Origin of the sequence: Flagellimonas onchidii, from assembly GCF_004804315.1 — a bacterium.
GTDB classification, from domain to species: Bacteria; Bacteroidota; Bacteroidia; order Flavobacteriales; family Flavobacteriaceae; genus Flagellimonas; species Flagellimonas onchidii.
The window spans coordinates 1-7,468 of sequence record NZ_SRXX01000036.1; the positions used below are offsets into that span (position 1 = coordinate 1).

Genomic DNA, 7,468 nt, shown 5'->3' on the forward strand with positions numbered 1-7,468 from the left:
TTGACCAATGGCAAATCGTTCAGGGTGTTCAACGTAATCGACGACCATAACAGGGAAGCCTTAATGTCCACCATCGATACCTCGCTCAGTGCAAGGAGGATAACAAGGGAGTTGGACAGGCTCATCGAATGGAGGGGCGCGCCTTCAACGATAAGGGTTGACAATGGGCCGGAGTTCACCTCGGCGACCTTTGGGGCCTGGGCAAAAAAGAACGGTGTAGAGATCCGGTACATACAACCGGGAAAGCCGACCCAGAATACCTTGGTCGAACGTTTCAACGGCATTTACCGAAAAGAGGGGCTCAATGCCTACCTGTTCACTGACCTTGATCTTGTCAGGGACCAGACACAGAGATGGATTTGGGAATACAACAATGTACGGCCACATGAATCGTTGGGCAACAGGCCACCAACAAAATTTTTGGAATCCAGAGGGAAAGCTAGCTTTCCCTCACTTCAAATGGACAACCATTTGATAAAAGAAAGTATATTTATGGACGCTTCGCTTTAGGGGAGCCTTACAAATTTGCCAAACAAAATGGAAAGAAAGTAGGGTAAGGATGGGTACAAAAAAATGTGGAAAGGGGAAAAAGACCAATGTTTAAAAGGTTTGAGCATTGCCTTACCCAAGTACGGTTGACACTTATCGGGATGGTGTTAGAAAAAAGAAGCCAATTTTCTCAAGTTGAATTGCAATCGAATTTTGAGGAAGTATACAAAGGTGGTAGGTTGTTCTTTGAAAAATAGTTTCTTTTCCCTAATGGACTTAATTCAGATACTGGTTGAAGAATATTATATGCGCTTTCTAATTTTCTGTTTCAATTAAGGTAACATTACTTAATCTATATACCACACTTGGTGGTACAATAAGTGTATTACATAGAAGAAATTCCAAATCCTCTTCTTTAACTTCTTCCATATCAAACCTGATTCTGGTGTCTTTGTTTGTAAACTCCTCGGGAACCATTGCAAAAATCACATCACCTCCATCAAGTTCAATATTATGGAGACCACTACAACCGGAAGTACCCAATACTATTCCCTCTATATTCTCTTGTAAAATATCATCATCATTATTACTACAGCCGATAAGAAAGAGTACAAATACAATGGTCAATGACCACATCCATTTTTTAAAAGATAGATTTTTCAACGTTGATTAGTTTCTTTAAGGATGCTAAATATGCAAAATGGTTGCTAACTACGGATTGGTTAGCACAACATAGAAAGTTCAAAATAACAGGTTTTATTCGTTAATTCAATCAAATAAAGGATATTTATAGCCCTTGATATCGAATTTAAAAGAACTATCCAACTTCATAAAATAATATTTACTTATACTTTTATCTATATATCCATATAAATAGATATTCAATGCTATATTATAATAGTAGTAGATATGAAATATTTTGTGGAGAGGGGAAAGGAAAATCTATGCTTGCAGTTTAAAGGGGCTTTTCCGAAAGATTTGGGTGTACTTGGCTTCTTTTTCCCCTCACCATAGTCTTCTGCGGAAAGTGTCAAAAACTTCGTTTTTGACACTCTCTCTAATGGATAGAATAAGAATAAAAATCCAATTCTGGATTTTTATTCTTACCACGAATAGACTTGTTCCATACAAAAAAACTAGAATAATTAAAGATTTGGCGTACATAATGTTATGTATGCCAAACGGATTAAATATCGTTCAATACTGCTAGGTTTGTTCAACAATGTAAAACAACAAATCCCTGTAAAATGAAACGAATATTTATTATGGATGATGACGGAATAAAAGAATACATTCCAGCTGAGTTACTCAAAAAAAACTCCATCTCACCAATTGAAAGTTCACAAGATGAAAAGAAAACGGAAGACGAATTATTGACCATTTCTGATTTGGTCAAAAAATTTAAAGTGACACGCCCCACTATTTATGCTTGGATGCAAAAAGGATTACTTAAAAAAATATCTATTGGAGGCAGAGTGCTTTTTCACCCGAAAGACATTAATGAACTCATTAATCAATTAAGAGATATTTCATCGTAAAGTGAATCGACAACCTCAAAACAGAATGATAGGAATTTTTTAACCGGAGGTCAGGAAGCAAGTTATGTTTTTGTATACAAAAACTGCTCACTTTGTTCGCAAGTTTGTTGAAGATACTCCCCAAACCCCTAAAATATGGCAAGGCCAAAAACAGATATAAAATCATTAAAATCAATTCATATAAGTTTTAGAACTACCGTAGATAATTATCTCATTGTGGCTCATAATGCAGAATCTTGCGGTCTTTCAATCGCTGATTATATCCGTAAAAGAATTACCGGAAAACCATTGCCTAGATATAAGGCCTCTCCTTATGAAAGAAAAATATTTATAGAACTGAGTAGAATTGGTAATAATATAAATCAACTGACAAAACATACCCACTTGGGCAATCATCAATCAAAAAAATTAAGTAAGGAATTGACCGAACTTCGTGAAATTCTCTCTACTTTAAAAAAAGAACTATTGTAAAATAATGTCTGTTACTTCGTCAAATGTTGAGTACCGTAATAATGCTTTTGTAATAGAATAGACAATTCAAGTTTGAAGAATCATGGAAAACGAATATAACATCAATAAGATTATTGAATCTGGGGAGATTCAAAACGAATTTGACTTAGAGGTTGCTTTGGCTTGTCATCGATTGTTAAGGCTCATGATCAAAGGAAATCCCAAATTGAAGACTACCCGTAAAAGGTTGGGTGATATGATACATGACTATGAAAGTAAAAACTGGTCTGCTGACTCACCCATAAAGCCAAACCAAATAAAAGAAAGTGATTTGGCTGAATTGTATATGGAAAAAGAAATGCACCAGATTCGGCAGTCACTTACCCGCTTTGTTCAGGATAATTTATTATAGACTTCCTGTCTTTTTTAATTTTTTAGTAAAAAAACTAGAATAATAGCAATAATTGCCAATATTATTCTAAATTTACTAAATGCAATTGTCAAGCTTTGTTAAGGATAAATTATCGTCAGAACAATATGCTTTCTCCAGAGCGGAATACATAACCTACTCAGGAAAGAACTCCAATGCGGTAACTACGGATTTGGCTTACCTATCCAAGAAAAAAGAAATCCTTGCTCTAAGAAAAGGGTTTTATCTTATCATACCCCCAAGATATTCAAAGCTGGGCATCATACCTCTAGAACTCTATGTGCATAAATTATTTGAACACTTAAACAAGGCTTACTACGTAGGTCTATATTCAGCAGCTCGATTACATGGGGCAGCCCACCAACAAACACAAATCGATTATGTCATAACACAAGGCTCAAGAATGTTGGATATTCGAAAAAAGGCCATTGCATTGGATTTTTTCCTTACCAAAAACTGGCCACAAGCCAATATAGTTCAAAGAAAATCTGATGCAGGCTATTTTAATGTTTCAGACCCATTGTTGACTATTGCAGATTTATTATATCATCAAAGAAAGCTTGGGGGTATCAACAGAATGTTGGCGAATATCGAGGAGCTTTTAGAGGAGGTCACACAAGGGCAGGTCAATTCCCTATTACAATGGTATCCGCATAAAAGTGTGCTACAGCGGTTGGGTTTTTTGTTAGAATACATAGCACCTCAAAATAACCAGCTCGATCCCATCTATGAATATTTAATGAAGCAACAATTTTACCCAGTTTTCTTGAATACAGCGGATAAAAATAAACCTGGTTCGGTAGACAATAGATGGAAGGTCGATGTAAACATGAAATTGGAAAGCGATATATGATACCGAAGCCTTACATAACAGAATGGCAAGAATATGCACCTTGGAAATCGTTCGACCAGATTGAGCAAGACCTTATTATTAGTCGAGCGTTGATAGCCATCTTTTCCGATGATTTACTTCGTGAAAATCTAGCTTTTAGAGGAGGAACGGCATTACATAAGCTATACCTACATCCCGCACCGCGTTATTCTGAAGATATTGATTTGGTCCAAATCAAAGAAGGCCCTATAAAACCCATCATGCAACGGTTAAAAGAAGTCATTGACTTTTTTGAAGAGCCAAGACGTACAGAAGTTAGAGGACATGGAGCAAAGGCACTGTATCGATTCAACTCAGAATACGGAAATACGAGAAAACGGTTAAAACTGGAAATCAATTGCAAAGAACATTTTAATGTATTGGATTGGGTTGAGTTTCCATTTGAAATCAAGAACGGTTGGTATACTGGAAATACCAAAATACGAACGTATGATATCAACGAACTTCTAGGAACCAAGCTTCGTGCTTTATACCAACGCAGTAAAGGTCGCGATTTATTTGATTTAGATTATTCACGTTTAAACATGAGTTTGAACACAGACTCAGTCATTAAATGTTTTAAGGAGTATATGGCTTTTTCTGTTGGTAACCCGCCTAGTCAAAAGGAGTTCTTAAGGAATATTGAAGAAAAAGAAAATGATCCAAATTTTACAGGGGATATGGAAGCACTTTTGAGACCTGAAATTGAGTATGACCAATGGGTGGCTTTTGAGTGGTTGAAAGAAGAATTGATTGCGAAGTTTTAGATTGATATAAATATGTTAGTTGAAATTAAAAGTAATTGTGAGTAAAGAACCTATAGAACATAAGCTACCCAAAAGTTGGATTTGGTCTAATCTAGGCGGAATCACTCTTACCTCAACCAAAACCAATAAAAAAAATGAAAAATCAGATAAGGAGTTTCTTTATATTGATATAAATGCTATTGATAATGAAACCTTTAAAATTACTGCGCCTAAATTATATACTTGGGGTTCTGCTCCATCAAGAGCCCAACAAATAATCAAAGAAAATGATATAGTATTTTCTACTGTTCGCCCATATTTAAAAAATATTGCATTCGTAAAAAAAAAGTATCATGATGAAATTGCATCAACAGGTTTTTGTGTAATTCGCCCAGTTCTCATTAATCCTAAATATGTTTTTTATTATGTCTTAAGCAATAAGTTCATTAATGAAGTAAATTCTCTAGCTAAAGGGACAAGCTATCCTGCAGTAACGAACAAAGTTGTATTTAACCAAAAAATACCCATCCCTCCCCTCAATGAACAGCAACGAATCGTTTATAAAATAGAAGAATTATTAAGCGAGTTAGACAATAGTGTAGCAAATCTGAAACTTGTTCAAAGTCAAATCAAAGTTTATCGGCAAGCTTTATTAAAACATGCGTTTTCAGGAAAATTGACTGAAAGTTGGAGGAGAGATAACCATGGCATAGACGCTACCTCAGGATTAATTGATATTCAAACGTCAAGAAAGCAGAAATATAATCAAATTTTGAATGAAGGTTCTGTTAAAAAACCTAAGGCCGATTTTAATTTTACATTTAAATCAAACAAAGACATTCCATCTTGGGCTGATGCAAGCCTTGATAATTTAATTGGTATTAATGCGAGAATTGGTTGGAAAGGTTTAACCAAGAAAGAGTACACAAAAGAAGGTCCCTTATTATTATCTGTACATGCATTAAATTATGGTAAAAATGTGGTTTTTAAAGATGCGAATCATATCACTGTAGAAAGGTATGAAGAAAGCCCAGAAATAAAACTTCAATTAGACTATATATTATTATGTAAAGATGGCGCAGGTATCGGAAAAGTTGGAATTATAAAAAATCTACCTGATAAGGCAACCGTGAATTCATCTCTATTGGTTATAGATGCTAAAGAGGTGTTTAATCCAGATTTTCTATATTATTTCTTTTTAGGACCAACCATGCAGAAATTGGTTAATGAAAAGATTTCAGGAAGTGCAATACCTCATTTGTTCCAAAAAGATATTAAAAAATTTAATTTGAAAGTTCCTCCAAAACAGGAACAAAATCGAATTGTTGAAATATTGGAGTCTCGTTTCACCCTTATTGAACACTTGGAAAAATCAATAGATAATTGTTTAAAGGATTCTACAGTTTTAAGAAACTCCATTTTAAAAAAAGCTTTTGAAGGTAAACTTGTAAATCAAGATTCTAATGATGAGCCTGCCATAAAATTGCTCCAAAAAATTCGAGCCGAGAAAGAAATTTATCATAAAGCCCTAAAAGAATTGGATAAACTTAAGCCTAAAAAGAAGAGACAAATGGAAACTAAAAAAACAGTTCTTGAAATTTTAAAAGAATCCAACTCTCCTATTTCTGCTCAAGAGCTTTGGACTAATTCCATACATCAAGGAGATATTGAAAGCTTTTACGAAGAGATTAAAGAAATTCATAGCAAGCTTATCGAGGTCAAAGAAAATACAGAATCTCTTTTATCCCTTAAGAAATGAAAATAGAAAATGTTCACATAAGAGGAAGATTTAAGAATCTTGAAAATTTCCAATTTGATTTTGGAACAAAATCAATGGAGACAGTATTACTAGGTTTAAATGCTACAGGAAAGTCAAATTTCATGGAAGCTATTGTCATAATCTTTAGAGATTTAGACCTAGAGAGAATCCCTTTGGTACAGAAGCAAACCGAGAGTTTCGAATATTATATTAGATATAGTTGTCGAAATAGGGATATAGAAGTAGAATACACAACTAAAGGAGGATATAAATTTATCATTGATGGTGGAAAATTACGTTCAAAATCGCAATTCTTTAAAAATAAAAATGAATACCTGCCAAGTCATGTGTTTGTCTACTATTCAGGATTAAGTGAAAGGTTAAAGTCGTTATATGCAGACCATAAAATTTTGCAGTTTAAAAAAATGATGAGTTCAGAAATGAAATATGATGATTTTAACGAAATGCCTCGCATATTTTTAGTTGAACCTATTCATGCAAGTTTTGCCCTAATCGCTTTTTACTTATTTGATGAAAGAGAAAAACAAACTATCGATTTCTTAAAAAAAGAATTAAACATTGTAGATTTCGGTTCTGCCCTATTCATGTTAAAACAACCCAATTGGTCAAAGTCAAGAAAAGGAAAAGACCAATTTTGGAATACAGACGGTTTGGTAAGGAGGTTTATTGAAGATTTATGGAATTTCTCAATAGCTCCAATGTTTTATAAGGAAACTGTTAGAGGGTCATTAAATAAGAGAGAGACTCTACAAAGGCTCTTTCTATATTTAAAAGACAAAGAAGCAATTAGAGCATTTGTTGATATCAAGTATAAAAACAAAATAACATTGTTTAATGCTTTATGCAGTTTACACTATTCAGAATTAGTTGAAGATCAAGATGTCCGAATAAAAGTAGTTAAGGAAAATATAAAAGGAGAGCTTGCTATGGGGGAGCTAAGTGAAGGCGAGAAGCAGCTAGTAACAGTTTTAGGACTACTTAAATTCACAAAAGATGATGAAGCTCTTATCTTATTAGATGAACCAGATACGCATTTAAACTGTAATAGTTAAGACTTAATCTGACAATCTTAATAAATTAGTTTAACCCTTAAATTAGATTTGTCAGATGAGTACAGAAGAAAAGATCATCAAACCAAAGTTAGGATTATTAGAACTTGCCAAA

General features: G+C 34.0%; 9 protein-coding genes. 8 read left to right on the forward strand and 1 reads right to left on the reverse strand.

What is annotated here, in order from left to right; translation table 11 throughout:
- Positions 1-510: integrase core domain-containing protein (locus E4661_RS18585; protein WP_168796436.1), on the forward strand; the 510-nt coding region annotated here is incomplete at its 5' end.
- A 294-nt stretch (positions 511-804) separates the two neighbouring features.
- Here E4661_RS18585 and E4661_RS18590 read toward each other — a convergent pair.
- Positions 805-1,152, reverse strand: a complete 348-nt coding sequence (locus E4661_RS18590) for a hypothetical protein (RefSeq protein WP_136468967.1) — start codon at positions 1,150-1,152, stop codon at positions 805-807.
- 584 nt (positions 1,153-1,736) lie between these two features.
- Between E4661_RS18590 and E4661_RS18595 the strand changes: the two genes are divergently transcribed.
- The 7 genes from E4661_RS18595 to E4661_RS18625 all read left to right on the forward strand — a co-directional run bounded on the left by E4661_RS18595 (position 1,737) and on the right by E4661_RS18625 (position 7,356).
- Entirely contained in the window at positions 1,737-2,027 is a 291-nt protein-coding gene (locus tag E4661_RS18595) for a helix-turn-helix domain-containing protein (RefSeq protein ID WP_136468968.1), read from the forward strand.
- Positions 2,028-2,162: 135 nt separating this feature from the next.
- On the forward strand, positions 2,163-2,498 hold the full coding sequence (locus E4661_RS18600; RefSeq protein WP_136468969.1) for a plasmid mobilization protein: 336 nt from the start codon (positions 2,163-2,165) through the stop codon (positions 2,496-2,498).
- Positions 2,499-2,580: 82 nt separating this feature from the next.
- A complete protein-coding gene (locus E4661_RS18605; protein WP_136468970.1) occupies positions 2,581-2,889 on the forward strand; it encodes a hypothetical protein in 309 nt (102 codons plus the stop codon).
- A 79-nt stretch (positions 2,890-2,968) separates the two neighbouring features.
- Complete coding sequence (locus E4661_RS18610; RefSeq protein ID WP_136468971.1) at positions 2,969-3,760, forward strand: type IV toxin-antitoxin system AbiEi family antitoxin domain-containing protein; 792 nt, start codon at positions 2,969-2,971, stop codon at positions 3,758-3,760.
- Positions 3,757-4,545 carry a nucleotidyl transferase AbiEii/AbiGii toxin family protein gene (locus E4661_RS18615; protein ID WP_136468972.1) on the forward strand — a complete coding sequence of 263 codons (789 nt, stop codon included), beginning with the start codon at positions 3,757-3,759 and terminating at the stop codon, positions 4,543-4,545. Before E4661_RS18610 ends, E4661_RS18615 begins: the two co-directional genes overlap by 4 nt.
- A 19-nt stretch (positions 4,546-4,564) precedes the next feature.
- Entirely contained in the window at positions 4,565-6,283 is a 1,719-nt protein-coding gene (locus E4661_RS18620; RefSeq protein ID WP_136468973.1) for a restriction endonuclease subunit S, read from the forward strand.
- Positions 6,280-7,356 carry an AAA family ATPase gene (locus E4661_RS18625; RefSeq protein ID WP_136468974.1) on the forward strand — a complete coding sequence of 359 codons (1,077 nt, stop codon included), beginning with the start codon at positions 6,280-6,282 and terminating at the stop codon, positions 7,354-7,356. Before E4661_RS18620 ends, E4661_RS18625 begins: the two co-directional genes overlap by 4 nt.
- The last annotated feature ends 112 nt before the right edge of the window (positions 7,357-7,468 follow it).